This is a genomic window from Streptomyces sp. NBC_01255, from assembly GCF_036226445.1.
Lineage (GTDB): Bacteria > Actinomycetota > Actinomycetes > Streptomycetales > Streptomycetaceae > Streptomyces.
On the sequence record NZ_CP108474.1, the window covers coordinates 6,768,261 to 6,792,368 of the forward strand.

The 24,108-nt window shown below is 70.9% G+C and carries 25 protein-coding genes; 15 read left to right on the forward strand and 10 right to left on the reverse strand.

Features of this window, described 5'->3' with window-relative positions:
* Positions 1-26: 26 nt before the first annotated feature.
* Genes tyrS through OG357_RS30660 form a run of 3 tightly spaced genes read right to left on the reverse strand, consistent with a single transcriptional unit; the run spans position 27 to position 4,265 of the window.
* Complete coding sequence (gene tyrS / locus OG357_RS30650) at positions 27-1,301, reverse strand: tyrosine--tRNA ligase (protein ID WP_329624218.1); 1,275 nt, start codon at positions 1,299-1,301, stop codon at positions 27-29.
* Between the two features lie 52 nt (positions 1,302-1,353).
* Positions 1,354-2,745: a metallopeptidase TldD-related protein gene (locus OG357_RS30655; protein ID WP_317594083.1), complete on the reverse strand. Its 1,392-nt coding sequence runs from the start codon at positions 2,743-2,745 to the stop codon at positions 1,354-1,356.
* Positions 2,742-4,265, reverse strand: a complete 1,524-nt coding sequence (locus OG357_RS30660; RefSeq protein ID WP_329624219.1) for a TldD/PmbA family protein — start codon at positions 4,263-4,265, stop codon at positions 2,742-2,744. Before OG357_RS30660 ends, OG357_RS30655 begins: the two co-directional genes overlap by 4 nt.
* A gap of 270 nt (positions 4,266-4,535) precedes the next feature.
* Between OG357_RS30660 and fabG the strand changes: the two genes are divergently transcribed.
* From fabG to OG357_RS30675, 3 genes are all read left to right on the forward strand, one after another.
* Positions 4,536-5,255: a 3-oxoacyl-[acyl-carrier-protein] reductase gene (gene fabG, locus OG357_RS30665; protein WP_329624220.1), complete on the forward strand. Its 720-nt coding sequence runs from the start codon at positions 4,536-4,538 to the stop codon at positions 5,253-5,255.
* A 4-nt stretch (positions 5,256-5,259) separates the two neighbouring features.
* Entirely contained in the window at positions 5,260-6,036 is a 777-nt protein-coding gene (gene fabI, locus OG357_RS30670) for an enoyl-ACP reductase FabI (RefSeq protein WP_329624221.1), read from the forward strand.
* Positions 6,037-6,186: 150 nt separating this feature from the next.
* Positions 6,187-6,597 (forward strand): hypothetical protein, encoded by a 411-nt coding sequence (locus OG357_RS30675; protein ID WP_329624222.1) that lies wholly within the window; start codon positions 6,187-6,189, stop codon positions 6,595-6,597.
* Here the strand turns inward: OG357_RS30675 and OG357_RS30680 are convergent.
* A complete protein-coding gene (locus tag OG357_RS30680) occupies positions 6,542-7,255 on the reverse strand; it encodes a FadR/GntR family transcriptional regulator (RefSeq protein ID WP_329624223.1) in 714 nt (237 codons plus the stop codon). The two genes, OG357_RS30675 and OG357_RS30680, sit on opposite strands and share 56 nt — an antisense overlap.
* Positions 7,256-7,318: 63 nt before the next feature.
* On the opposite strand from OG357_RS30680, the gene OG357_RS30685 reads away from it, so the two are divergent.
* The 4 genes from OG357_RS30685 to OG357_RS30700 all read left to right on the forward strand — a co-directional run bounded on the left by OG357_RS30685 (position 7,319) and on the right by OG357_RS30700 (position 9,678).
* Positions 7,319-8,629: a CynX/NimT family MFS transporter gene (locus OG357_RS30685; protein WP_329624224.1), complete on the forward strand. Its 1,311-nt coding sequence runs from the start codon at positions 7,319-7,321 to the stop codon at positions 8,627-8,629.
* Between the two features lie 17 nt (positions 8,630-8,646).
* Entirely contained in the window at positions 8,647-8,763 is a 117-nt protein-coding gene (locus OG357_RS30690) for an SGM_5486 family transporter-associated protein (RefSeq protein ID WP_317594076.1), read from the forward strand.
* Between the two features lie 157 nt (positions 8,764-8,920).
* Positions 8,921-9,124: a hypothetical protein gene (locus OG357_RS30695; RefSeq protein ID WP_329624225.1), complete on the forward strand. Its 204-nt coding sequence runs from the start codon at positions 8,921-8,923 to the stop codon at positions 9,122-9,124.
* 35 nt (positions 9,125-9,159) lie between these two features.
* On the forward strand, positions 9,160-9,678 hold the full coding sequence (locus OG357_RS30700; RefSeq protein WP_329624226.1) for a SixA phosphatase family protein: 519 nt from the start codon (positions 9,160-9,162) through the stop codon (positions 9,676-9,678).
* An 81-nt stretch (positions 9,679-9,759) separates the two neighbouring features.
* Here the strand turns inward: OG357_RS30700 and serB are convergent, their stop codons facing one another.
* Positions 9,760-10,974 carry a phosphoserine phosphatase SerB gene (gene serB / locus OG357_RS30705; RefSeq protein ID WP_329624227.1) on the reverse strand — a complete coding sequence of 405 codons (1,215 nt, stop codon included), beginning with the start codon at positions 10,972-10,974 and terminating at the stop codon, positions 9,760-9,762.
* A gap of 220 nt (positions 10,975-11,194) precedes the next feature.
* On the opposite strand from serB, the gene OG357_RS30710 reads away from it, so the two are divergent.
* Entirely contained in the window at positions 11,195-13,792 is a 2,598-nt protein-coding gene (locus OG357_RS30710; protein WP_329624228.1) for an FHA domain-containing protein, read from the forward strand.
* Between the two features lie 94 nt (positions 13,793-13,886).
* On the opposite strand, the gene OG357_RS30715 is transcribed toward OG357_RS30710, so the two are convergent.
* Positions 13,887-14,678, reverse strand: a complete 792-nt coding sequence (locus OG357_RS30715) for a transglycosylase SLT domain-containing protein (protein ID WP_329624229.1) — start codon at positions 14,676-14,678, stop codon at positions 13,887-13,889.
* Positions 14,679-15,222: 544 nt separating this feature from the next.
* Between OG357_RS30715 and OG357_RS30720 the strand changes: the two genes are divergently transcribed.
* From OG357_RS30720 to OG357_RS30730, 3 genes are all read left to right on the forward strand, one after another.
* Positions 15,223-16,368, forward strand: coding sequence for a GAF domain-containing sensor histidine kinase (locus OG357_RS30720; RefSeq protein WP_329624230.1), 1,146 nt, complete (start codon positions 15,223-15,225; stop codon positions 16,366-16,368).
* The gene (locus OG357_RS30725; RefSeq protein ID WP_329624231.1) at positions 16,361-17,005 is read left to right on the forward strand and encodes a response regulator transcription factor; all 645 of its coding nucleotides are present in this window, start codon (positions 16,361-16,363) and stop codon (positions 17,003-17,005) included. Before OG357_RS30720 ends, OG357_RS30725 begins: the two co-directional genes overlap by 8 nt.
* Positions 17,006-17,169: 164 nt before the next feature.
* Positions 17,170-17,412, forward strand: a complete 243-nt coding sequence (locus tag OG357_RS30730; RefSeq protein WP_024756203.1) for a chaplin — start codon at positions 17,170-17,172, stop codon at positions 17,410-17,412.
* Positions 17,413-17,648: 236 nt separating this feature from the next.
* Here OG357_RS30730 and OG357_RS30735 read toward each other — a convergent pair whose 3' ends face one another.
* Entirely contained in the window at positions 17,649-18,452 is an 804-nt protein-coding gene (locus OG357_RS30735) for a hypothetical protein (protein WP_329624232.1), read from the reverse strand.
* Between the two features lie 298 nt (positions 18,453-18,750).
* On the opposite strand from OG357_RS30735, the gene OG357_RS30740 reads away from it, so the two are divergent.
* The 4 genes from OG357_RS30740 to OG357_RS30755 all read left to right on the forward strand — a co-directional run bounded on the left by OG357_RS30740 (position 18,751) and on the right by OG357_RS30755 (position 21,975).
* On the forward strand, positions 18,751-19,548 hold the full coding sequence (locus OG357_RS30740; protein WP_329624233.1) for an ABC transporter ATP-binding protein: 798 nt from the start codon (positions 18,751-18,753) through the stop codon (positions 19,546-19,548).
* Positions 19,549-19,624: 76 nt separating this feature from the next.
* Complete coding sequence (locus OG357_RS30745) at positions 19,625-20,056, forward strand: NfeD family protein (RefSeq protein ID WP_329624234.1); 432 nt, start codon at positions 19,625-19,627, stop codon at positions 20,054-20,056.
* Between the two features lie 114 nt (positions 20,057-20,170).
* On the forward strand, positions 20,171-21,109 hold the full coding sequence (locus tag OG357_RS30750; protein ID WP_329624235.1) for an SPFH domain-containing protein: 939 nt from the start codon (positions 20,171-20,173) through the stop codon (positions 21,107-21,109).
* Between the two features lie 92 nt (positions 21,110-21,201).
* A complete protein-coding gene (locus OG357_RS30755; protein WP_329624236.1) occupies positions 21,202-21,975 on the forward strand; it encodes a sulfite exporter TauE/SafE family protein in 774 nt (257 codons plus the stop codon).
* Positions 21,976-22,045: 70 nt separating this feature from the next.
* Here OG357_RS30755 and OG357_RS30760 read toward each other — a convergent pair whose 3' ends face one another.
* From OG357_RS30760 to OG357_RS30770, 3 genes are all read right to left on the reverse strand, one after another.
* Positions 22,046-22,552, reverse strand: coding sequence for an HNH endonuclease (locus OG357_RS30760; RefSeq protein WP_024756197.1), 507 nt, complete (start codon positions 22,550-22,552; stop codon positions 22,046-22,048).
* A gap of 167 nt (positions 22,553-22,719) precedes the next feature.
* Positions 22,720-23,259: a YbhB/YbcL family Raf kinase inhibitor-like protein gene (locus tag OG357_RS30765; RefSeq protein WP_329624237.1), complete on the reverse strand. Its 540-nt coding sequence runs from the start codon at positions 23,257-23,259 to the stop codon at positions 22,720-22,722.
* Between the two features lie 42 nt (positions 23,260-23,301).
* Positions 23,302-24,084: a sporulation protein gene (locus OG357_RS30770; RefSeq protein WP_329624238.1), complete on the reverse strand. Its 783-nt coding sequence runs from the start codon at positions 24,082-24,084 to the stop codon at positions 23,302-23,304.
* Positions 24,085-24,108 lie beyond the last annotated feature (24 nt).

Here is a 24,108-nt window from a genome sequence, read left to right on the forward strand (position 1 = left end):
GACGTCGATCCGCCGGACAGACCCGGTCAGCCCTCCGCGCCGGCGAACTCGATCGCCGCCAGGTTCTTCTTGCCGCGCCGCAGCACCAGCCAGCGGCCGTGCAGCAGGTCCTCCGCCGACACCTCGGCGTCCTCGGCGGTGACCTTCACGTTGTTCACGTACGCCCCGCCCTCCTTCACCGTGCGGCGCGCACCCGACTTGCTCGGCGCGAGTCCGACCTCGGTGAACAGGTCCACGACCTGGCCGAGCTCGGTGACGCGCGCGTGCGGCAGCTCGGACAGCGCGGCGGCGAGCGTCGCCCCGTCCAGCTCGGCCAGGTCGCCCTGCCCGAACAGCGCCTTCGAGGCGTTGATGACGGCCGCGCACTGCCCGGCGCCGTGCACGAGCGTGGTGAGCTCCTCGGCGAGCGCCCGCTGGGCGGCGCGCGCCTGCGGCCGCTCGGCGGTCTGCTGCTCCAGCTCCTCCAGCTCCGCGCGGGACTTGAAGGAGAGGATCCGCATGTACGTCGAGATGTCCCGGTCGTCGACGTTCAGCCAGAACTGGTAGAACGCGTACGGCGTGGTCATCTCCGGGTCCAGCCAGACGGCCCCGCCCTCGGTCTTGCCGAACTTGGTGCCGTCCGCCTTGACCATCAGCGGCGTCGCGAGCGCGTGCACGTCCGCACCCGGCTCCAGGCGGTGGATCAGGTCGAGACCGGCCACCAGGTTGCCCCACTGGTCCGAGCCGCCCTGCTGGAGCACACAGCCGTAGCGGCGGTACAGCTCCAGGAAGTCCATGGCCTGGAGCAGCTGGTAGCTGAACTCCGTGTAGCTGATGCCCTGCTCGGACTCCAGCCGCCGGGCGACGGAGTCCTTGGTCAGCATCTTGTTGACCCGGAAGTGCTTGCCGATGTCCCGCAGGAACTCGATCGCCGAAAGACCGGCGGTCCAGTCCAGGTTGTTCACCATGACCGCCGCGTTCTCCCCCTCGAAGGAGAGGAAGGGCTCGATCTGCGAGCGCAGCCGGTTCACCCAGTTCGCGACCGTCTCGGGGTCGTTCAGGGTGCGCTCGGCCGTCGGCCGCGGGTCACCGATCTGGCCGGTGGCCCCGCCGACCAGCGCCAGCGGCCGGTGCCCGGCCTGCTGGAGCCGGCGGACGGTGAGCACCTGCACCAGGTGGCCGACGTGGAGACTGGCCGCGGTCGGGTCGAAACCGCAATAGAACGTGACGGGACCGTCCGCGAGAGCCTTGCGCAGTGCGTCCTCATCAGTGGACTGGGCGAAGAGCCCACGCCACTTCAGCTCGTCGACGATGTCCGTCACGACCGTCAGTCTCCTCAGGTTGTTGGTGGTACGACGACTCAGTCTAGGTGGGTCAGACCCCCTGGCTGACCGAGCTCATGTTGAAGTCGGGCACCCGCAGGGCGGGCATCGCGGCCCGGGTGAACCAGTCGCTCCACTCGCGCGGCAGCGTCTTCTCCGTCCGGCCCGCCTCGGAGGCCCGCGACAGCAGGTCCACCGGCGACTCGTTGAACCGGAAGTTGTTCACCTCGCCGACGACCTCGCCGTTCTCGACGAGGTAGACGCCGTCCCGGGTCAGACCGGTCAGCAGCAGCGTCGCCGGATCGACCTCGCGGATGTACCAGAGGCAGGTCAGCAGCAGGCCACGCTCCGTCGAGGCCACCATCTCCTCAAGGGAGCGCTCGCCGCCGCCGTCCAGGATCAGGTTCCCCGCCCCGGGCGCCACGGGCAACCGAGTAAGCCCCGCGGTGTGCCGGGTGGTGATCAGGTGGGCCAGGCTCCCGGCCTTCACCCAGTCGATCGGCCCGACCGGCAGACCGTTGTCGAAGACGGAGGAGTCGTCGCCGGAGGAGTGCGCGATCACGAACGGCGCGGACTCCAGGCCCGGCTCGTTCGGGTCGCTGCGCAGGGTCAGCGGCAGCGGGGAGAGGGTCTCGCCGAGCCGGGTGCCGCCGCCGGGCTTCGAGAAGACCGTACGGCCCTCCACCGCGTCCCGGGCCGTGGACGACCACAGCTGGTAGATCAGCAGGTCGGCCACGGCCGTCGGCGGCAGCAGCGTCTCGTACCGCCCGGCGGGCAGCTCGATGCGCCGCTCCGCCCAGCCGAGGCGGGTCGCCAGCTCCGCGTCGAGCGCGGCCGGGTCGACGTCCTTGAAGTCCCGCGTCGAGCGCCCGGCCCAGGCGGAGCGCGAACGGTCGGGGGACTTGGCGTTCAGCTCCAGGGTCCCGTTGGGCTGGTCGTGGCGGAGCCGCAGCCCCGTCGACGTACCCAGGTAGGTGGAGGTCAGCTCGTGGTTGGCGAAGCCGTAGAGCTCACGGCCGCCGGCCCGGGCCCGGGCGAAGGCCTCACCGAGCGCCGGGGCGAAGTCGGCGAAGACGGCGGAGGAGGTCTCGGCCGGGGCGTCCGTGAAGTCGGGGGACGAGGGCACGCCCTCGACCAGCGGCTGGGCGTCCTCGGCGGGCCCGGCGGCCCGCGCGGCGGCCTCGGCGGCCCGGACCAGCGGCTCCAGGTCGTCGGCGGTGACGGCCGACCGGGAGACGACACCGGAGGCGGTGCCCTGGGCGCCGTCGACGGTCGCGATGACGGTGAGGGTGCGGCCGCGCGTGACACCGTTGGTGGTCAGCGCGTTCCCGGCCCACCGCAGATTGGCGGAGGACTCCTCGTCGGCGATGACGACACACCCGTCGGCACGGGACAGCTCAAGGGCCCGCTCGACGATCTCGTACGGCTTGCTGACGCGGCTCATCGACCGGCCTCCTGCGTCGTGTTAAGGATGTTGACACCCCGGAAGAGGGCGGAGGGGCAGCCGTGGGAGACCGCGGCGACCTGGCCCGGCTGGGCCTTGCCGCAGTTGAACGCGCCGCCGAGGACGTACGTCTGCGGGCCGCCGACCTGCTCCATCGAGCCCCAGAAGTCGGTCGTCGTCGCCTGGTACGCCACGTCCCGCAGCTGCCCCGCGAGCCGGCCGTTCTCGATGCGGAAGAAACGCTGCCCGGTGAACTGGAAGTTGTAGCGCTGCATGTCGATCGACCAGGAACGGTCGCCGACCACGTAGATCCCGCGCTCCACACCCCCGATCAGGTCCTCGGTCGACAGGCCGCCCGGGTCCGGCTGGAGCGAGACGTTCGCCATCCGCTGCACCGGCACATGCGCGGGGGAGTCCGCGAACGCGCAGCCGTTCGAGCGGCCGAGGCCCGTGAGCTTCGCGATCCGCCGGTCCAGCTGGTAGCCGACGAGCGTGCCGTCCTTCACCAGGTCCCAGCTCTGCCCCTCGACGCCCTCGTCGTCGTACCCGATCGTGGCGAGCCCGTGCTCGGCGGTCCTGTCACCCGTCACGTTCATGATCGACGAGCCGTACGCCAGCTTGCCGAGCTGGTCGAAGGTGGCGAAGGAGGTGCCGGCGTAGGCCGCCTCGTAGCCGAGGGCCCGGTCCAGCTCGGTCGCGTGCCCGATCGACTCGTGGATCGTCAGCCAGAGGTTCGACGGGTCCACGACCAGGTCGTACCGCCCGGCCTCGACGCTCGGCGCCCGCATCTTCTCGGCCAGGAGCCCCGGGATCTCGTCCAGCTCCTTGTCCCAGTCCCAGCCGGTACCCGTCAGGTACTCCCAGCCCCGCCCGACCGGCGGCGCGATCGTCCGCATCGAGTCGAACTCGCCGGTCGTCCCGTCGACGGCGACCGCCGTGAGCTGCGGGTGCAGCCGGACGCGCTGCTGCGTCGTGACGGTGCCCGCCGTGTCCGCGTAGAACTTGTTCTCGTGGACGGTGAGCAGCGAGGCGTCCACGTGCGCCACGCCCTCCGCCCCGAGGAGTCGCGCGCTCCAGTCGGCGAGCAGCGCGCTCTTCTCCTCGCCGGGGATGGAGAAGGGATCGATCTCGTACGAGGAGACCCAGGTGCGCTCGGCGTGCACCGGCTCCTGCGCCAGCTCCACGCGCTCGTCGGAGCCGGCCGCGGCGATCACCTTCGCCGACAGCTTGGCCATGGCCACGGCCTGCGAGGCGACCCGCGCCGCCCCGTCCATGGTCAGGTCGACCCCGGAGGCGAAGCCCCAGGCCCCGCCGTGCACCACCCGCACCGCGTAGCCGAGGTCGGTGGTGTCCGAGGAACCGGAGGGTTTGGCGTCCCGTAGCCGCCATGAGGCGCTGCGCACCCGCTCCAGGCGGAAGTCCGCGTGCTCGGCGCCGAGCGCGCGCGCCCGGGCGAGCGCCGCGTCGGCGAGCGCCCGGAGCGGCAGCGCGACGAACGTAGGGTCGATCTGATGGACCACGAGCGGCCTCGCTCTCGGTGATCGGAAGTCTGGGGTGGAGACGGTGGTTCAGCTGTCCCGGAAGTCAATCATGGGAAGGGCGGCCGGGTAGGCCCATTAGAGGGCCCCCGTGAGCCGCGCGCCGGGCTCTCCCGGCCGGACCCTTACCGGCCCCGAGCTGTAGGGATCCGACAGTGACGCCCCTACGCCACTGTCGGAGGTCGATTCCTCATGTCGGGAGCGATACCGATAGGTTTTCGGCTACCAGACCGCTATCGAAAGGGTGATCCGTTGAGCCGCTCGGTTCTCGTCACCGGAGGAAACCGGGGCATCGGCCTCGCCATCGCCCGCGCGTTCGCCGAGTCCGGCGACAAGGTCGCGATCACGTACCGCTCCGGCGAGCCGCCGGCCGCCCTGCTCGAACTGGGCTGCCTGCCCGTCAGGTGCGACATCACCGACACCGAGCAGGTGGAGCAGGCGTACAAGGAGATCGAGGAGAAGCACGGTCCGGTCGAGGTCCTCGTGGCCAACGCCGGCGTGACGAAGGACCAGCTCCTCATGCGCATGTCGGAGGAGGACTTCACGTCCGTCCTCGACACCAACCTGACCGGCACCTTCCGGGTCGTCAAGCGCGCCAACCGCGGCATGCTGCGGGCCAAGAAGGGCCGCGTCGTCCTGATCTCGTCGGTCGTCGGTCTGCTGGGCTCCGCGGGCCAGGCCAACTACGCCGCCTCCAAGGCCGGCCTGGTCGGTTTCGCCCGCTCCCTCGCGCGTGAGCTCGGCTCGCGCAACATCACGTTCAACGTCGTCGCCCCTGGTTTCGTCGACACCGACATGACCGCGGTCCTCACCGACGAGCAGCGCGCGGGCATCGTGTCCCAGGTGCCGCTGGGCCGTTACGCGCAGCCGGAGGAGATCGCCGCCGCGGTGAAGTTCCTCGCCTCCGACGACGCCTCGTACATCACTGGAGCCGTCATCCCGGTTGACGGCGGATTGGGCATGGGTCACTGATCACATGAGCGGAATTCTCGAGGGCAAGCGCATCCTGATCACGGGTGTGCTGATGGAGTCCTCCATCGCCTTCCACGCCGCGAAGCTGGCCCAGGAGCAGGGCGCGGAGATCATCCTCACCGCCTGGCCCCGGCCGACGCTGACCGAGCGCATCGCCAAGAAGCTGCCCCACCCCGACAAGGTCAAGGTCCTGGAGCTCGACGTCTCGAACGACGAGCACCTCGCCCGCCTGGAGGGCCAGGTCCGTGAGCACCTGGGCGACCGCCTCGACGGCATCGTCCACTCGATCGGCTTCGCCCCCCAGGACGCCCTCGGCGGCAACTTCCTGAACACGCCGTTCGAGTCCGTGGCCACCGCCATGCACGTCTCCGCCTTCTCCCTGAAGTCGCTGACGATGGCGCTGCTGCCGCTGATGAGCGAGGGCGGCTCGGTCGTCGGCCTCACCTTCGACGCGAAGTTCGCCTGGCCGCAGTACGACTGGATGGGCCCGGCCAAGGCCGCCCTGGAGGCCACCAGCCGCTACATGGCCCGTGACCTGGGCAAGCAGAACATCCGCTGCAACCTGATCTCGGCGGGCCCGATCGGCTCGATGGCCGCCAAGTCCATCCCGGGCTTCGGCGAGCTGGCCGACGTGTGGGACAGCCGCTCCCCGCTCCAGTGGGAGCTCTCGGACCCGGAGCCGGCCGGCCGCGGCATCGTCGCGCTGCTCTCCGACTGGTTCCCGAAGACCACGGGCGAGATCATCCACGTCGACGGCGGTCTGCACGCGATCGGCGCGTAAGCGCTCACCGTACGGCCGAAGGCCCGCGCGTTTCCCCTGGTGGGGCGGACGCGCGGGCCTTCTTCGTTCCCCGACTCGAAAAGTCGCGCGAATCACCCCAGACTGGTGCAGAGCGTGATGATCTGCTGCTGACGGGGAGGAGGTACGGGCATGCGCGCGATACGCAACGGGTTCGGCGCGTTCGCCTCGGTCGCCGTTCTGCTCACCGGGATAGCCGTGGCCGCCGAGGTGCGCGCCGCTCCCGCTCCGGTCGAGGAGCTCCCCGCTGCCGGTCCGGCCGCGGAGGAGCCGGAGACCTTCGGGGCGTCCTGCCGCACCGTCGTCCAGGGCTCCCGCGTCACCGCCTACTGCCAGAACCCGTACCCCGGCACCGACCGCGTCCGGCTCCACGTCGAGTGCGAGCGCTGGTGGGACGTCGACACCGACAGCGCCCCCGTCGACGTCGGCCCCGCGGACTACGCCCAGGTCACCGGCCGCTGCTGGAAGGAGGTCCGGTCCGCCTGGGTCACGCACCAGCCGGCGGAACCGGAACCGGAGCCGACTCCGGTACGGGGCTCTTGAGGCACATGAAGGGGTAACCGGCCGCCTCCGTACCCGCCCGCTCGGCGTCGCCCGCGCGGATCGCGTCCACCAGGCGTGCGTGGTCCATGTGGTTCTCCGGCCGCAGCTCCTGCCCCACGTCGTCGCGCAGCCAGTCCCGCAGGAGATCGCCCAGGTCCGCGTAGAGCTCCGTCAGCACGTCGTTGCCCGAGGCGGCGACGACCGCGTGGTGGAAGGCCGCGTCGACCGTCACGAACCGCTCCGCGTCACCCGACTCCCACGCCTCCTCGCGCCGTACGAGCAGCGCGTCGAGCTGCTTCAGGTCCCGTTCCGTGCGCCGCTCCGCCGCGAAGCGGGCGGCGGCGGACTCCAGGGTCGAGCGCAGCTCCGCGACGTGCCGGGGGTCGGAGCCGGCGAAGCGCCGGTGCATGACGCCCGCCAGCTCGCTGGTGGCGATGACGTACGTCCCCGAGCCCTGGCGGATGTCGAGCAGCCCGTTGTGCGCGAGCGCCCGGACGGCCTCGCGCACGGTGTTGCGGGCCACGCCCAGCTGCTCGACCAGCTCGGGCTCGGTCGGGATGCGCGAACCCACCGGCCACTCGCCGGAGGTGATCTGGTTCCGCAGCTCGGCGATCACCTGATCGGAGAGTCCTGCACGCCGCGGGTGGCCGAGGGCCATGGAGCACCGTCCCATTCGTTCGAGATTGGACAACCAATCATCCCATGATTCTATGATGGCCTCATGCCTGACGAACCGAAGACCCTCGACCCCGCCGTACGACCGGCCGGTATCACCGCCCGAGCGGCCGCAGCCGCCGGCGATTCTCCCGCACCCGGCCGGGCGCACCGCTGGACCCTCGGGCTCGTCATCGTCGGCCTCGTCCTCGCCGCCCTGAACCTGCGCCCGGCCATCACCAGCCTCGGCGCGCTCCTGGAAGAGGTCAGCGCGGGCCTCCACATGAGCGGCACCGTCGCCGGCGTCCTCACCTCCGTCCCCCCGCTCTGCTTCGCGGTCTTCGGCATCACCGCCCCGCGCCTGGCCCGCCGCTTCGGCCCCGCCGCCGTCGTCTGCGCGGGCATGGCGGCGATCTTCGTGGGCCTCGCCGTCCGCCCCTTCGCCTCCGGCACGGCCGGCTTCCTCGCCGCCAGCGCCCTCGCCCTCATGGGCATCGCCCTCAGCAACGTCCTGATGCCCGTGATCGTCAAGCGGTACTTCCCCGACCGCGTCGGCACCATGACCGGCCTGTACTCCATGGCGCTCGCCCTCGGCACCTCCGTCGCCGCGGCGGCGACCGTCCCGATGACCGAGGCCCTCGGCGGCGACTGGCGCCTCGGACTCGGTGTCTGGGCCGTCGTCGCCGCGCTCGCCGTCCTGCCCTGGATCCCGCTCCTGCGCGACCGCGACCGTGCCCGCGCCACCCGCCGTGCGGGGAGCGCGACCGCGACCGCCGCCCCGGCGGACACCACGGCCGCCCCGCGCGTCACCCGCAGCCGCACCGCCTGGGCCCTCGGCTGCTTCTTCGGCCTCCAGGCCACCGGCGCCTACATCACCATGGGCTGGATGCCGCAGATCTTCCGCGACGCCGGCGTCCCCGCGTCCACCGCGGGCGTGCTCCTCGCCGTCACCATGGTCATGGGCGTCCCGCTCGCCTTCGTCATCCCCCGCCTCGCGACCCGGATGAAGAACCAGGGACCGATCGTCGTCGCGCTCGGCCTGTGCGGCCTCGGCGGCTACACCGGCCTCTTCTTCGCCCCGGCCGCCGGAGCCTGGGTCTGGGCGGTGCTCCTGGGCGTCTCCAACTGCGCCTTCCCGCTCGCCCTCACCATGATCGGGATGCGCTCGCGGACCGGCGCCGGCGTCGTCCGCCTCTCCGCCTTCGCGCAGAGCGTCGGCTACCTCATCTCCATCCCCGGCCCCCTCCTCGTCGGCGTCCTCTACCAGCACAGCGGCGGCTGGGGACTGCCCATCGCGCTCATGGGCGGCCTGATGATCCCGCAGATGATCGTCGGAACCCTCGCCGGGCGGGACCGGACGGTCGAGGACGAATGCTGAGATGCGAGACTGGTCCCATGCCAGTCCTCGAACCCAATCCCCAGAACGGCCAGAAGAAGCTGCTCATCGTGCTCGGCGCGATGCTCGGCATCGGGGCGGTCATCGCCGTGATCGCCACCCTCGCCTCACCGTGACCCCCGGGGGTGGGGATATCCCCCGCATCCCCTAGGGGGCGAGTGTCAGGGTGAAGTGGGTGGATCACCTGATGGGCCGCCGGGCGCCGGGTCCGTACGTTGGAGACATCCCGCCGGAGACGACGGGACATGCATCTCCCACCCCTCGGAGGCGGCCATGTCGGCCCGTACGGACACCAGCACCCGGCCCCTGTCGACCGGCGTCGACACCCGGCTGCCCTGGTGGGCGCTCGCCCTTCCCGTGGCCGCGTTCGGCGTCCTGCTGATGCTCATAGCGGGGCCGGGTGGGGCCCAGGCGACCGCTGGTGACACGGGGGTCGGCCACGTCCTGGAGCAGCTCCAGCAAACGCTCGCTCTCTGAGTCACCGAAAGCCGTTCCGTGCGAAGCTGTTGACCATGAGCGTCGATACACCCCGCAGGATCGTGCTGCTCCGCCACGCGAAGGCAGACTGGAGCGACGAGTCCGACCACGAGAGGCCCCTCGCCGAGCGAGGCCGCGCGGACGCCCCCGTCGCGGGCCGCAGGCTCGCCGGGACCGGCATCGGCTTCGACCTGGCTCTCTGTTCGACCGCCGCCAGAACCAGGGAGACCTGGAAGCTGGCTGTGCACGAACTGCCGGAGCGCCCGAAGACCGTGTACGAGGACCGGCTGTACGAGGCCTCGCTCGGCGAGCTCATCGCCCTGCTCAACGAGACCTCCGAGGACGTCGACGACCTCCTCGTCATCGGCCACAACCCCGGGATGCACGCCCTGGCCGAGGCCCTCGCGGGCGAGGCCGACGGAGAGCTCCTGACCCGCATGAACCGCAGCGGCTTCCCGACCTCCGCCTACGCCGTCCTCGGCTTCAACGGCTCCTGGAAGTCGCTGGAGCACGGCACCGCGCGGCTCGTGGACTTCTGGACCCCGCACGACTGACGAGCGGCACCCTGTCCGTACGCGAAAGGGCCCGGCCGTCCGACGACGACCGGGCCCTCTCCGTACGGGCGCACCGATGGCTCAGTGCAGCAGGTCCTCGCCGCCGTCGGCGGCCTCGACCTCCTCGCGCGTGATCCCCAGCAGATAGAGCACGGTGTCCAGGAACGGCACGTTCACCGCCGTGTCAGCGGCCCGCCGCACCACCGGCTTGGCGTTGAACGCCACCCCGAGACCGGCCGCGTTCAGCATGTCCAGGTCGTTGGCCCCGTCACCGATGGCCACGGTCTGATCCAGCGGCACCCCCGCCTCCGCGGCGAACCGGCGCAGCAGCCGCGCCTTGCCCGCACGGTCCACGATCTCGCCGGTCACCCGCCCGGTCAGCTTGCCGTCCACGATCTCCAGGGTGTTGGCCGAGGCGAAGTCGAGCCCGAGCCGCTCCTTCAGATCGTCGGTGACCTGGGTGAACCCGCCGGAGACGACACCCACCTGGTAGCCGAGCCGCTTGAGCGTACGGATCAGGGTCCGGGCCCCCGGCGTCAGCCGCACCTCGGCGCGGACCTTGTCGACCACCGAGGCGTCCAGACCGGCGAGCAGCTCCACGCGCGCGTGCAGGGACTGCTCGAAGTCCAGCTCCCCGCGCATCGCCGCCGCCGTCACCTCGGCGACCTTGTCCTCGCACCCCGCGTGCGCCGCGAAGAGCTCGATGACCTCGTCCTGGATCAGGGTCGAGTCGACGTCCATGACGACGAGCCGCTGGGCCCGCCGGTGCAGCCCGGCGGAGACCACGGCCACGTCCACCCCGCTGGTGTGGGCCTCGGTCGCGAGCGCGGTCCGCAGCGGCTCGGTCTCGCAGCCCGAGACGGCGAACTCCACGGCCGTCACCGGATACTTCGCGAGGCGGAAGATACGGTCGATGTTGCCGCCCGTCTCCGCGATCCTGGCCGCTATGGCCGCCGTCTGCTCCGCGGTGAGCGGGTTGCCGAGCACGGTGACGTGCGAGCGTCCCTCGCCGCGGGGCCGGTTGTCACCCGTACCGGAGATGATCTCGGCCTGGAGCTTCAGGGACTCGGCCCAGCTGTGGATCGTGGCCCGCAGCTCGCCCTGCGAGGCGACGGTCGGCTCGGTGACGAGCGCGCACAGGACGAGACGGCCGCGGGAGACGACCTGCTCGATGTCCACGACGTCGACGGAGTAGGCGGCGAGGGTGTCGAAGAGTCCGGCGGTGATCCCGGGACGGTCCTTGCCGAAGATCTTGACGAGAAGGGTGGGAACGTCTGAGGTCTGCGATGCGCTCATGGTGGTTCCACCGTATCGGGCACCGCGTGCCACCCGACCCCCCGTCCCGCCCAGCGGACACCCGAGTGGTCGTGGGCTTGCCTCGGCCGACTCTTCACACGACCCGAACACGGCGCGAGCGCGGCCCGACTTTCGGAGTGGGGACCGGGCCTGAAATAGTTCCCCACGATGTTCGCCATCCCTAGACTCCCGACGACGGGAGCACATCGGGGGACAAGTAGTGGGGCATGGAGTGCCAGAACTCGTACTGGAATTGAATGGAAGGACCTGGACGCTCGATCCGTCCAGGTCGTACACCCTCGGCCGTGATCCGCAGGGTGACCTGGTCATCGACGACGCCAGGGTCTCGTGGCGGCATGCCACGGTCAGCTGGGGCGGCCGCAGTTGGGTCATCGAGGACCACGGCTCCACGAACGGCACGTTCGTCCAGGGGCAGCGGATCCACCAGATGGAGATCGGCCCCGGATCGGCCGTCCACCTGGGCAACGCGACCGACGGCCCCCGGCTGAATCTCGCCGCCGGAGCCCAGCCCGCGCACCAGGCGCACCAGCAGCCTGCCCAGGCGCAGGCGGCCCAGCCGGCCGCCGCCCACCAGCCCGCGGGGGCGCAGGCCGCCGCCCAGGCCGACTGGGCGACGCACCAGGCCCCGCCGCAGCACCAGGCGCCGCAACACCAGGGCTGGCAGCAGCAGGCCCAGCAGCCCGCGCAGCCGCAGGTCCCGCACCAGCAGGGCGGCCCGCAGGGCCCCCACGGTCACCAGGGGCCCGGCCACCCCGGCGCCGCCGCGGGGGCGTCGTCGGCCTACGCCGACCGCAGCCCCACCACGTTCCACCAGCTGAACCTCGGCCACGTCATGCGCATCGGCCGTGCCCTCGAGAACGAGCTGGTCGTCTCCGACCTCCAGGTCTCGCGGCACCACGCCGACTTCCACGCGACGCCCGACGGCCGCTTCGAGATCCGCGACCTCGGCTCGCACAACGGCACGTACGTCAACGGCCAGCCGATCCCCAAGGGCGGCTCGGCCGTCCTCGGCCCGCAGGACATCGTCGGCGTCGGCCACTCGACGTTCCGCATCGTCGGCGGCCAGCTCGAGGAGTTCGTCGACACCGGCTCCGTCTCCTTCTCGGCCCGCCACCTCACGGTGACGGTCGACGGCGGCAAGAAGATCCTCCAGGACGTCTCCTTCGGTGTCCCGGAGAAGTCGCTGATCGGTGTCATCGGCCCGTCCGGCTCCGGAAAGTCCACGCTGCTCAAGGCGCTGACCGGCTACCGCCCGGCCAACGAGGGCGACGTCCTCTACGACAACCGGAGCCTCTACAAGCAGTTCGCCGAGCTGCGCCAGCGCATCGGTCTGGTCCCGCAGGACGACATCCTGCACAAGGAGCTGACCGTCAAGAAGGCCCTCAAGTACGCGGCCAAGCTCCGCTTCCCCGGCGACACCGCCGAGGCCGAGCGCGAGGCCCGTATCGACGAGGTGCTGCGCGAGCTCAAGCTCGACATCCACAAGGAGAAGAAGGTCACCTCCCTCTCCGGTGGCCAGCGCAAGCGCGTCTCCGTCGCCCTGGAGCTCCTCACCAAGCCGTCGCTGATCTTCCTGGACGAGCCGACCTCCGGCCTCGACCCGGGCATGGACCGCGACGTCATGCAGCTGCTGCGCGGCCTCGCCGACGACGGCCGCACGGTCCTCGTCGTCACCCACTCGGTGGCCGAGCTGGGCCTGTGCGACAAGCTCCTCGTCATGGCGCCCGGTGGCTCGGTGGCGTACTTCGGCCCGCCGGAGGAGGCGCTGAACTTCTTCGGCTACTCCACCTGGGCCGACGTCTTCTCCGCCTTCGAGAACTACCGCGACTACGACTGGGCGGGCCGCTGGAAGGGCTCGCAGCACTACCAGATGTACGCCGCGGACATCGACGCCGTCGCCGCGCAGCCGGTCCAGATGCCGCAGCAGGCGATGGCCCGCCCGCCGAAGCCGCAGGGCTGGGGATCCCAGCTGTGGACGCTGATCCGCCGCTACGTCTCGGTGATCGCCTCCGACAAGGGCTTCCTGGGCCTGATGGTGATCCTGCCCGCCGTCCTCGGCGCGGTCTCGGTCGTCATCCCGGCGGACTTCGGCCTCGGCTCGCCCACGGCGCCGTCCCGCTTCAACGGCGACGCCGGAACGATCATGCTGATCCTCATGGTCGGCATGTGCTTCAGCGGCGCGGCCAACTCGGTCCGCGAACTGATCAAGGAGCGGGTCATCTACGAGCGGGAGCGCGCCACCGGCCTCTCCCGCTCCGCGTACCTGATGTCCAAGGTGATCGTCCTCGGCCTGATCACGGCCTTCCAGGGCGTCATCATCTGCGGCATCGGCTTCTCCACCCGCGCGCTGCCCGCCGAGGGCCTCCTCATGCCCCCGGCCGTCGAGCTGTGCATCCAGGTGATCGCCCTCGGCCTCACCTCGATGATGTTCGGCCTGGTCATCTCCGCGCTCGTGAAGACCGCCGAGAAGACCATGCCGCTCCTCGTCATGTTCGCGATCATCCAGGTCGTGTTCACCGGCATCCTCTTCCAGGTGTACGGCTCGCCCGGCCTGGAGCAGTTCGCCTGGCTCATGCCCTCCCGCTGGGGCATCGCCGGCGCCGGCACCACCCTCGACCTGGCGCGCCTCATGCCGCCGTGGGACCCGAAGAACCCCACGGACACCGACTCCCTGTGGGAGCACACGGCCGGCCAGTGGGGCTTCGACCTCGGCGTCCAGCTGCTCATGGCGGCCGTCTGCTGCGTCGTCGTGGCGCGGCTGCTGCGCCGCCACGAGCCCGAGGTCATGCGCAAGTAACGACCCCGGCGATACGCCGAAGGGCGGCACCCCCAGTGCGGGGGGTGCCGCCCTTCGGCGTGCGACAGCGGACTTAGGGCCAGGCCCTATGCGATCAGTACGCGCTGTTGACGTTGTCGATCGAGCCGTAGCGGTCGGCCGCGTAGTTGGCGGCGGCGACGATGTTGGCGACCGGGTCGTACTGGTCGAACGGCGTGCCGGCCACGTGGTAGGTCTTGAAGGTCGGGTAGATGACCTGGAGCAGACCCTTCGACGGGACGCCGTTGATGGCGTTGATGTCCCAGTTGTTGATGGCCCGCGGGTTGCCGCTGGACTCGCGCATGATGTTCTTGTGCAGGCCGTTGTAGCTGCCCGGGATGTCGTGCTTGTCCATGATGAACAGCGCCTCGCGGATCCAGCCGTCGAGGTTGTTCGCGAAGACCGGCGTACGGGCGACGGAACGGCTCGCGGCCGCCTTCTCCGCGGCGCGCTTCTTCGCGTCCGCCTTGGCCTTGGCCTCGGCCTTCGCCTTCGCGGCGGCCTTGGCCCGGGCGTCGGCCTTGGCCTTCGCGTCGGCCTTCGCCTTCGCCGCGGCCTTCGCGTCGGCCTTCGCCTTGGCGGCGGCCTTCGCCTTCGCGTCGGCCTCCTGCTTGGCCTTCAGGCCGATCGTGGTCTGCTGCTCGGTGACGCTGGCGGCCAGCGCCTTCGCCTGCGGGCTGGCGGCGTCGTACGACCACGCGACCTGCTGCGTACCGGAGAGGGCCTGGGGCTCGGTCTCCCTGGAGCCGCCGTTGCCCGGCACGAGGGAGAGGGTGAGTGCTGCGGCGCCCAGAGCGGCGACGCCGGCGATCGTGGCCTTGTGGGTCTTCTTCAGACCACGACTGTGGCCGGGAGTGTTCGCAGACATCAGGACTACCTCTTCGAATCGCTGGGGGGTCGCTCGCCGGGGCGGCGCTGCGCCTGCTCGGCGGCGACGAGGGCAATTCTTAGCGGCAGCAAAATCGTGTGGCAAAGGTGTGACGTACGATCCCGGGTAGTGGATCAGGGGCTTGTGCACAGGCCATGGAATGCCCGTTGTGGCCAGGTTCCTCCACGCCAAACTGGCCTTCTGGCGTCCACTAGGGGTCTTCGTAAGTGATGTGGGTCCTATGCGCGGGCTCACATCGGGCACGTAACGAACTCACCAGGCGTTGCGACAGCAATGCAGACGGTGAGGCAGGTCCTCCGGAAGGAGGAGAAGGACGCCGCCGGACTCCTCCCAGAGGCGCCCCGCACCCTCCCCGCCCGCGTACCGATCCCCTCCGGCTCCTCCGCGGCCACCACCGCCGGCAGGCCGACCGCGGCCATCAGCGCCCGGCCCGGCGAGGACATCGGACCTAGGTCCCGAGTCCCCCTCCCACGCCGTCCCCAGGCGGATACGCACGGTCACACCCCGCCGGTACGGTGAACACATGAGCCATCGACCCAGCTCAGGCCTCTCCGCCGTGAGCACCGCCCTCCTCGCGATGAGCCGCCATCTGGAGGTCCGCGACGTCCTCAAGACGATCGTGGCCTCCGCCCGCGAGCTCCTCGACGCCGAGTACGCGGCCCTGGGCGTCCCCGACGACCACGGCGGCTTCGCCCAGTTCGTGGTCGACGGCGTCAGCGACGAGCAGTGGAAGGCGATCGGCCCGCTGCCCCGCCAGCACGGCATCCTCGCCGCGATGCTCCACAAGGCGGAGCCCGAGCGCCTCGCCGACGTCCGCGAGGACCCCCGCTTCGAGGGCTGGCCGGCCGCCCACCCCGAGATGTCCGACTTCCTCGGCCTCCCCGTCAGGGACGGCGACGAGATCCTCGGCGCGCTCTTCCTCGCGAACAAGCGCTGCCCGAAGGAGGCGGGCGGCTGCGGCTTCACCGCCGAGGACGAGGAACTGCTCGGGATCCTCGCCCAGCACGCGGCCATCGCCCTCACCAACGCCCGGCTGTACGAGCGCAGCCGCGAGCTCACCATCGCCGAGGAGCGCTCCCGCCTCGCCCACGAGCTCCACGACGCCGTCAGCCAGAAGCTCTTCTCGCTGCGCCTCACGGCCCAGGCCGCGGCCGCCCTCGTCGACCGCGACCCCGCCCGGGCCAAGGACGAGCTCCAGCAGGTCGCCCTCCTCGCGGCCGAGGCGGCCGACGAGCTGCGCGCGGCGGTCGTCGAGCTGCGCCCCGCGGCGCTCGACGAGGACGGCCTCGTCCACACCCTGCGCACCCAGATCCAGGTCATGGACCGCGCCCACACCGCCAGGGTCACCTTCGAGAGCCCGGGGATCCGCGCCCTGCCCGCGGCCCAGGAGGAGGCTGTGCTCCGCGTCGCCCAGGAAGCTCTGCACAACGCCCTGCGCCACGCGGAGGCCGAGCTCGTCACCGTCACCCTCGCCCGCAGCGGCCAGGGCGCGCGGCTCACGGTCGCCGACGACGGCAAGGGCTTCGACCCCCGTACGGTCCGCACCGCCGGACGCCACCTCGGCCTCGTCTCCATGCGGGACCGGGCGGGCGGCGTCGGCGGCGGACTCACCGTGACCTCGGCCCCCGGCGAGGGCACCACGATCGAGATGGAGGTTCCCGGTGGCTGACAAGCCGATCCGTGTCCTGCTGGTCGACGACCACCAGGTCGTCCGCCGAGGCCTGCGCACCTTCCTCGAGGTGCAGGACGACATAGAGGTGGTGGGGGAGGCCTCCGACGGCGCCGAAGGAGTCGCCCGCGCCGAGGAGCTCCGCCCCGACGTGGTCCTCATGGACGTGAAGATGCCCGGCACCGACGGCATCGAGGCGCTGAAGCGGCTCCGCGACCTGGCCAACCCGGCCAGGGTCCTGATCGTCACCAGCTTCACCGAGCAGCGCACGGTCGTCCCCGCACTCCGCGCCGGAGCCTCCGGATACGTCTACAAGGACATCGACCCCGACGCCCTGGCCGGCGCCATCCGCTCCGTCCACGCGGGACACGTCCTGCTCCAGCCGGAGGTCGCCGAAGCGCTCCTCAGCCAGGAGGACTCCCCGAGCGGTACGGGACGGGGCACCACCCTCACGGAGCGCGAGCGCGAGGTCCTCGGCCTGATCGCCGACGGCCGGTCCAATCGCGAGATCGCCCGCGCGCTCGTCCTCTCCGAGAAGACGGTCAAGACCCACGTCTCGAACATCCTGATGAAACTCGACCTCGCGGACCGCACCCAGGCCGCCCTCTGGGCGGTCAGACACGGCCTCACCGACTGACGAGCGCTCCGTGCGCCCCCCTGACACTCCGGGCGCACGACCGTTCAGTCCTTCATACCGTCGGGTGTATATCCCCCGTTCGGCGCAACCCGGCGGGGGCGGCGGCGTTCTCCATGACGTGCTGCGGCGGACCTGCCGCAGCGATGACCAGGAGGATGTACCAAGTGAAGAACCTCAAGAAGGCCGCTGCCGTCACCATGATCGCCGGCGGCATCATCGCCGCCGGTGCGGGTGCCGCCTCCGCCCACGGCGCCGAGGCCGACGGCAAGGCCCTCAACTCGCCGGGCGTCGCGTCCGGCAACCTGGTGCAGGTCCCGGTCCACGTCCCCGTGAACGTCTCCGGCAACACGGTCAACGTGATCGGCCTGCTCAACCCGGCCTTCGGCAACCACGCCCTCAACGGCTGAGCCACCCCAGAACCACCGGCCCCCGGACGATCCCCCGGGGGCCGGCCCCTTTTAAAGGCCCGGGGCCAGTGCCCCGGCAGTCCAGAGGCTCAGAACCCCCGCTCCCGCTCCTTCCCCTCTTTCCTGACGCGCCCCTCGCACCGCTCGGCCCTTGCGGGCCTCCCGGGCTTCGGCACGCTGCGGCGGCCTCCGACCGCCGAGCCGGGGGCAAGGCCCGGGTCCGGAGGGCCGGAGGCTCAGAACCCCCGCTCCCGCTCCTTCTCCCGCTCCCGCTCCTCCACATACGCGTTGTACGCGGCGACCTGCGCCCGCCGGGCCACCCGCTCCACCGGCCGCAGCGCCTCACCCCGCGCCGCCATTTCCGAAGCGCTGACCGCGCCCCCGTGCCCGTGGTCGTACGCCAGGTCCACAAGCAGCCCGATCCGCTGGGCCAGCTCCAGGACGCGCACCGCCCGCGGCGGGTACCCAGGGGCCAGCACCTCGCGCCCCACCTCCGCCCGCGCCCGGTACGCCTCGCGCGCCGCGTCCGCCGCAGGGCCCGAGGCCGCCACGTCCAGCCGCGTCAGCACCACCGTCGCGTCCCGCAGCGCCTCCGCGAGCTCCCGCTCCGCCTCGCCGAGCGACGGCACGTCCGCCGGCGGAGCCTCCCGCACCGCGAGACAGCGCCAGACGACCTCCACATGCACGTCGCCCGCCGACCCCGCCTCCGAGACCTCCGGCACGAGACCGTACGGCGCGCCGAAGCCCACCACGGCCTCCTCCGACTCCAAGGCGCGCGCGTTGAACTCCGGCGGCCCGCTCAGCCCCAGCGGATGCCCCGGCGCCGGCAGCGCCACCCGCCACCCGGTCACCCCGAGCCGCCGCAGCCGGCCCAAGGCCAGCGTCAGCCCCACCGGCGCCGCCTCACCCGGCAGCCCCTCCACGCGGTGCACCGCGTCCTCCCCGACAATGGCCAGCGCCGCGTCGTCCGGCGACACCGCCCCGGCCAGCAGGGCATTGCCCCAGGCGGCCAGGCGTCCTGAGCGTGGTTCCGAAAGCATCCCCCCAGACTAAGACCGACCGGCAATTGGGGGGCGGCGTCGCGGGGCTGGGCACGCACATCTGCGGCGTTGTCGTCGGTCACCAACGCTCCGCGTTGACTCCCTCCTCCGCCTTGCAGCTGCACGCACCCAGCCCCGCTCCTTCTCCCGCCCCCCCCGATTGCCGGTCGGTCCAAGGACTCAAAGGAAGCCCTAGGGACCGGCCCGCTCCGTCGATAACGTAGGTTTTCCCCTGGACGCCGCGCCCATCGGTGCAAGGCGACGACACGACTCGACCGCAAGGGGAGACAACGCGCTCATGAGCGATGTACTGGAGCTGGTGGACGTATCCGTGGTCCGCGGCGGACGGGCTCTGGTGGACGAGGTCTCCTGGTCGGTCAAGGAGGGCGAGCGCTGGGTGATCCTCGGACCCAACGGCGCCGGCAAGACCACCCTCCTGAACATCGCCTCCAGCTACCTCTTCCCCACCAAGGGCACCGCCACGATCCTCGGCGAGCGGCTCGGCGGCGTCGGCACCGACGTCTTCGAACTCCGCCCCCGCATCGGCATGGCCGGCATCGCCATGGCGGAGAAGCTGCCCAAGGGCCAGACCGTCCTCCAGACCGTCCTCACCGCCGCGTACGGCATGACGGCCACCTGGCACGAGGACTACGACCCGGTCGACGAGGAGCGCGCCAAGGCCTTCCTCGACCGCCTCGGCATGAACGACTACCTGGACCGCAAGTTCGGCACCCTCTCCGAGGGCGAGCGCAAGCGCACCCTGATCGCCCGCGCGATGATGACCGACCCCGAGCTCCTCCTCCTCGACGAGCCCGCCGCCGGCCTCGACCTCGGCGGCCGCGAGGACCTCGTCCGCCGTCTCGGCCGCCTCGCCCGAGACCCGTACGCCCCCTCCATGATCATGGTCACGCACCACGTCGAGGAGATCGCCCCCGGCTTCACCCACGTCCTGATGATCCGTCAGGGCAAGGTCCTCGCCGCCGGCCCCGTGGAGACCGAGCTCAGCTCGCGCAACCTCTCGCGCTGCTTCGGCCTGCCGCTCGTCGTCGAGCGCGTCGGCGACCGCTGGACCGCGCAGGGCCTGCCGCTGAAGTAGCGGACCGGAACGCCGGCGTCCCGCACAGCCGCCCGCGCCCTGTCCCGGAAGGTCCCCACCGCCCTACCATGACCACGTGGACATCGACGCGTGGGTCTGGTGGTTGATCGGCGCGGTGGGGCTCGGCATTCCGCTGGTCCTGACCGCGATGCCGGAGTTCGGCATGCTGTCCGTCGGCGCGGTCGCCGGGGCGGTGACCGCCGCGCTCGGCTTCGGCATCACTCCCCAGGTGATCGTCTTCGCCGTCGTCTCCGTGGCGCTGATCGCGGTGGTCCGCCCGATCGCCGCCCGCCACCGCGACGACCGGCCCCGCCTGGCCAGCGGCGTCGACGCCCTGAAGGGGCGTCAGGCCGTCGTCCTGGAACGGGTCGACGGCAGCGGCGGCGGCCGTATCAAGCTCGCGGGCGAGATCTGGTCCGCCCGCGCGCTCGACAGCGGACAGACCTTCGAACCGGGTGACCAGGTCGACGTCGTGGAGATCGACGGCGCGACGGCGGTCGTCATGTGACCGGATGTCATGTGACCGAACCTCGCCCATGACGTTCCGCCGTCTGGGAAACTCGATCTGGATCATCGAAAGCCATCCGGCACTCAACCGGTATCGAAGGGCACGGGGAACACGATGTCAGCAGTCATCATCGTCCTGATCATTCTGGTGGTGCTCGTCTTCATCGCCCTGATCAAGACGATCCAGGTCATCCCGCAGGCGAGCGCGGCGATCGTGGAGCGCTTCGGCCGCTACACCCGCACGCTCAACGCCGGACTCAACATCGTCGTCCCGTTCATAGACTCGATCCGCAACAGGATCGACCTCCGCGAGCAGGTCGTCCCGTTCCCGCCGCAGCCGGTGATCACCCAGGACAACCTCGTCGTCAACATCGACACGGTCATCTACTACCAGGTGACCGACGCCCGGGCCGCGACCTACGAGGTCGCCAGCTACATCCAGGCGATCGAGCAGCTCACCGTCACCACCCTGCGCAACATCATCGGCGGCATGGACCTGGAGCGGACCCTCACCTCCCGCGAGGACATCAACGCGGCGCTGCGCGGCGTCCTCGACGAGGCCACCGGCAAGTGGGGCATCCGCGTCAACCGCGTCGAGCTCAAGGCGATCGAGCCGCCGACCTCCATCCAGGACTCGATGGAGAAGCAGATGCGCGCCGAGCGCGACAAGCGCGCCGCGATCCTCACCGCCGAGGGCACCCGCCAGTCCCAGATCCTCACCGCCGAGGGCGAGAAGCAGTCCGCGATCCTCCGCGCCGAGGGCGAGGCCAAGGCCGCCGCCCTGCGCGCCGAGGGCGAGGCCCAGGCCGTCCGTACGGTCTTCGAGGCCATCCACGCCGGCGACCCGGACCAGAAGCTCCTCTCCTACCAGTACCTCCAGATGCTCCCGAAGATCGCCGAGGGCGACGCCAACAAGCTCTGGATCGTGCCCAGCGAGATCGGCGACGCCCTCAAGGGCCTCTCCGGCGCCTTCGGGAACATGGGCGGCGGCGTCCCCGGCTTCAACACGAAGGACTCCCGGTCCGACCGGCGAGAAGAACCCCCGGTTGACTGACACGTACACGTAAGTCTCGTGCATGATCGGTGCGAGCCCCTCGACCCCGACGACGTCGGAGCGGGGAGGCGACTCACTGACCATGTAAGGAGATGGCGTTGTCCATCTGGGAAGCGCTGGCAATCTTCGCCGCCGGCATCGGCGCCGGCACCATCAACACCATCGTGGGATCGGGAACGCTCATCACGTTCCCGGTCCTCCTCGCGACCGGGCTCCCCCCGATCACCGCGAACGTCTCCAACACCCTGGGCCTCGTCCCCGGTGCCATCAGCGGAGTCGTCGGCTACCGCCACGAACTGAAGGGCCAGAAGGCCCGCATCCTCCGCCTCGGCGGCGCGGCCCTCGTCGGCGGCCTCATCGGCGCGATCCTGCTCCTCTCCCTGCCGTCCGAGGCCTTCGACGCGATCGTCCCCGTCCTCATCGGCATCGCGCTCGTCCTGGTCCTGCTCCAGCCCCGCATCGCCGCCGCCGTGCAGCGACGCCGCGAAGAGACCGGCACCGTGGCCCACCCCGACGGCGGCCCCCTCCTCCTCGTCGGCCTCTGCCTGGCCAGCATGTACGGCGGATACTTCGGCGCCGCCCAGGGAGTGCTCTACCTCTCCCTCATGGGCCTGCTGCTCCACGACACCCTGCAGCGGATCAACGCCGTCAAGAACGTCCTCGGCGCCCTCGTCAACGGCGTCGCCGCCGTCTTCTTCCTCTTCGTCGCCGAGTTCGACTGGACGGCCGTTCTCCTCATCGCCGTCGGCTCCACCATCGGCGGCCAGATCGGCGCCAAGGTCGGACGCAAGCTGTCGCCGTCCGTCCTGCGCGGAGTGATCATCGCGGTCGGCGTCGTCGCGATCCTCCAGCTGACGCTGAAGTAGCCCGGACGCCGGAAGGGCCCGGCTCCCCACACCGGGGGAGACGGACCCTTCCGTACGCGTACGAGACGGTCTACGCGGCCGAGTTCGCCAGCCACTCCGGCAGCTCGGACCGCTCACCCGCCCGCATGGCGAGCAGCATCGCGTCCGCAGGCGACGGCACGAACGGCTCGTGCAGCAGCGGCATCCCCGCCTGCTCCGGCGTCCGGTCGGCCTTGCGGTGGTTGTCCTCGGCGCAGGACGCGACGGTGTTCAGCCAGCTGTCCCCGCCCCCCTGCGCACGCGGCACGACATGGTCGACGGTCGTCGCCCGCCTCCCGCAGTACGCGCACCGGTGTTGGTCCCTGACCAGCACCCCCCGCCTCGACCACGGGGCGTGTCTTCGGAACGGCACCCGTACGTACCGGCAGAGCCTGATCACCCGCGGCACCGGAAGATCGACGGCGGCACCACGCACCCGCAGCTCGGGATGGGCCTGCTCGACGACGGCCTTGTCCTGCAGGACAAGCACCACCGCACGGTTGAGTGTGACCGTCGACAGCGGCTCGAAGCTCGCGTTGAGTACCAGCGTGTCCCGCATTGTGCCCACCTCCCGTGTGCCGGCCCCGCCCCGGAGCGGGGCGTGGGGCCTGGATCAACGATGGCCGGGCCGGCCGGGGTCGGACAACGCAATTTCCCCCCGCGAAACAAAAGATGCCCGCTTCTGATCTCTCCAAGACCAGAAGCGGGCAAACAACAAACGAACGATCAGACCGCCGCGGGAGCCGCGTACTCACCGACCAACTGGGCACGGCCCAGCGTGTGGAAGCGCAGGTTGAAGCCGACCGCCGCCGGCGACACGTCGCCATCGGGCCCCAGCTTCTCGCTGTCCACCGCGTACACGGTGAAGACGTAGCGGTGCGCCGGGTCCCCGGCCGGGGGAGCGGCGCCGCCGAACTCCTTCGCGCCGTAGTCGTTCCGTACGTGCACGGCTCCGGCAGGCAGCCCCTTGAACGACCCCGACCCGGCACCGACGGCCAGCTCCGTCACCGACACCGGGATGTCGAACAGCACCCAGTGCCAGAACCCACTGCCCGTCGGAGCGTCCGGGTCGAAGCACGTCACGGCGAAGCTCTTCGTCCCCGCCGGGAAGCCCTCCCAGCGCAGGTGCGGAGAGGTGTTCCCCGCCGCGTACACCTGAGCGTCCTTCAGGACCCCGCCCGGCGCGATGTCGTCGCTCACCACGGTGAACGCCGCCACCGGCGGATGGAAATCGTGCGGGAGCGGCGCCCTCTTACCCTCGGACACGTCGAGCCTCCGTATCGCCTGTCGCTACTGTCCCGGCCGAGCCTAGAGCCAGTTGCGGCGGCCGCCGACCTCGGCGAGCCACTGGTTCAGGTAGGCCGCCCAGTCGGTCGTGTGGAAGTCGTGCAGCCCCACCTTGAACGCGCGGAACGAGTCGCTGCCCTCGCCGAACAGCCCCGGCTTCTTGTCCATCTCCAGGACGACGTCCATCTCACGGTCGTCGGCGACGAAGCTGACCTCGACCTGGTTCAGCCCGCGGTACTGCTGCGGAGCGAAGAACTCGATCTCCTGGTAGAAGGGCAGCTTCTGCCGCGTCCCCCGGATGTGCCCGCGCTCCATGTCCGCGCTCTTGAAGCGGAAGCCCAGACCGATGAAGGCGTCCAGGATCGCCTGCTGCGCCGGCAGCGGGTGCACGTTGATCGGGTCCAGGTCGCCGGAGTCCACGGCCCGGGCGATCTCCAGCTCGGTGACCACGCCGATGTTCATGCCGTGCAGCTGCTGACCGGCGATCGAGGTCACCGGCGTCTCCCACGGCACCTCAAGACCGAACGGCACCACGTGCACCGCGCCGGCCTTCACCTCGAAGGCACCACCCAGACGCACCTTGAGGAACTCGACGTCCTGCTTGTGCTCCTGGTCGCCACCCTCGACCTCGACCCGGGCCTGCAGGCCGACGGAGAGCGCCTCGATCTGCTGGTCGACGCTGCCGCCCTGGATCCTCACCTCACCCTGGACGACACCGCCCGGAACCACGTTCGCCTCGGTGAGCACGGTCTCCACGGTGGCCCCACCGGCACCCAGGCTCGCAAGCAGCTTCTTGAATCCCATGACTTCCACTCCTTCTCGGTACTG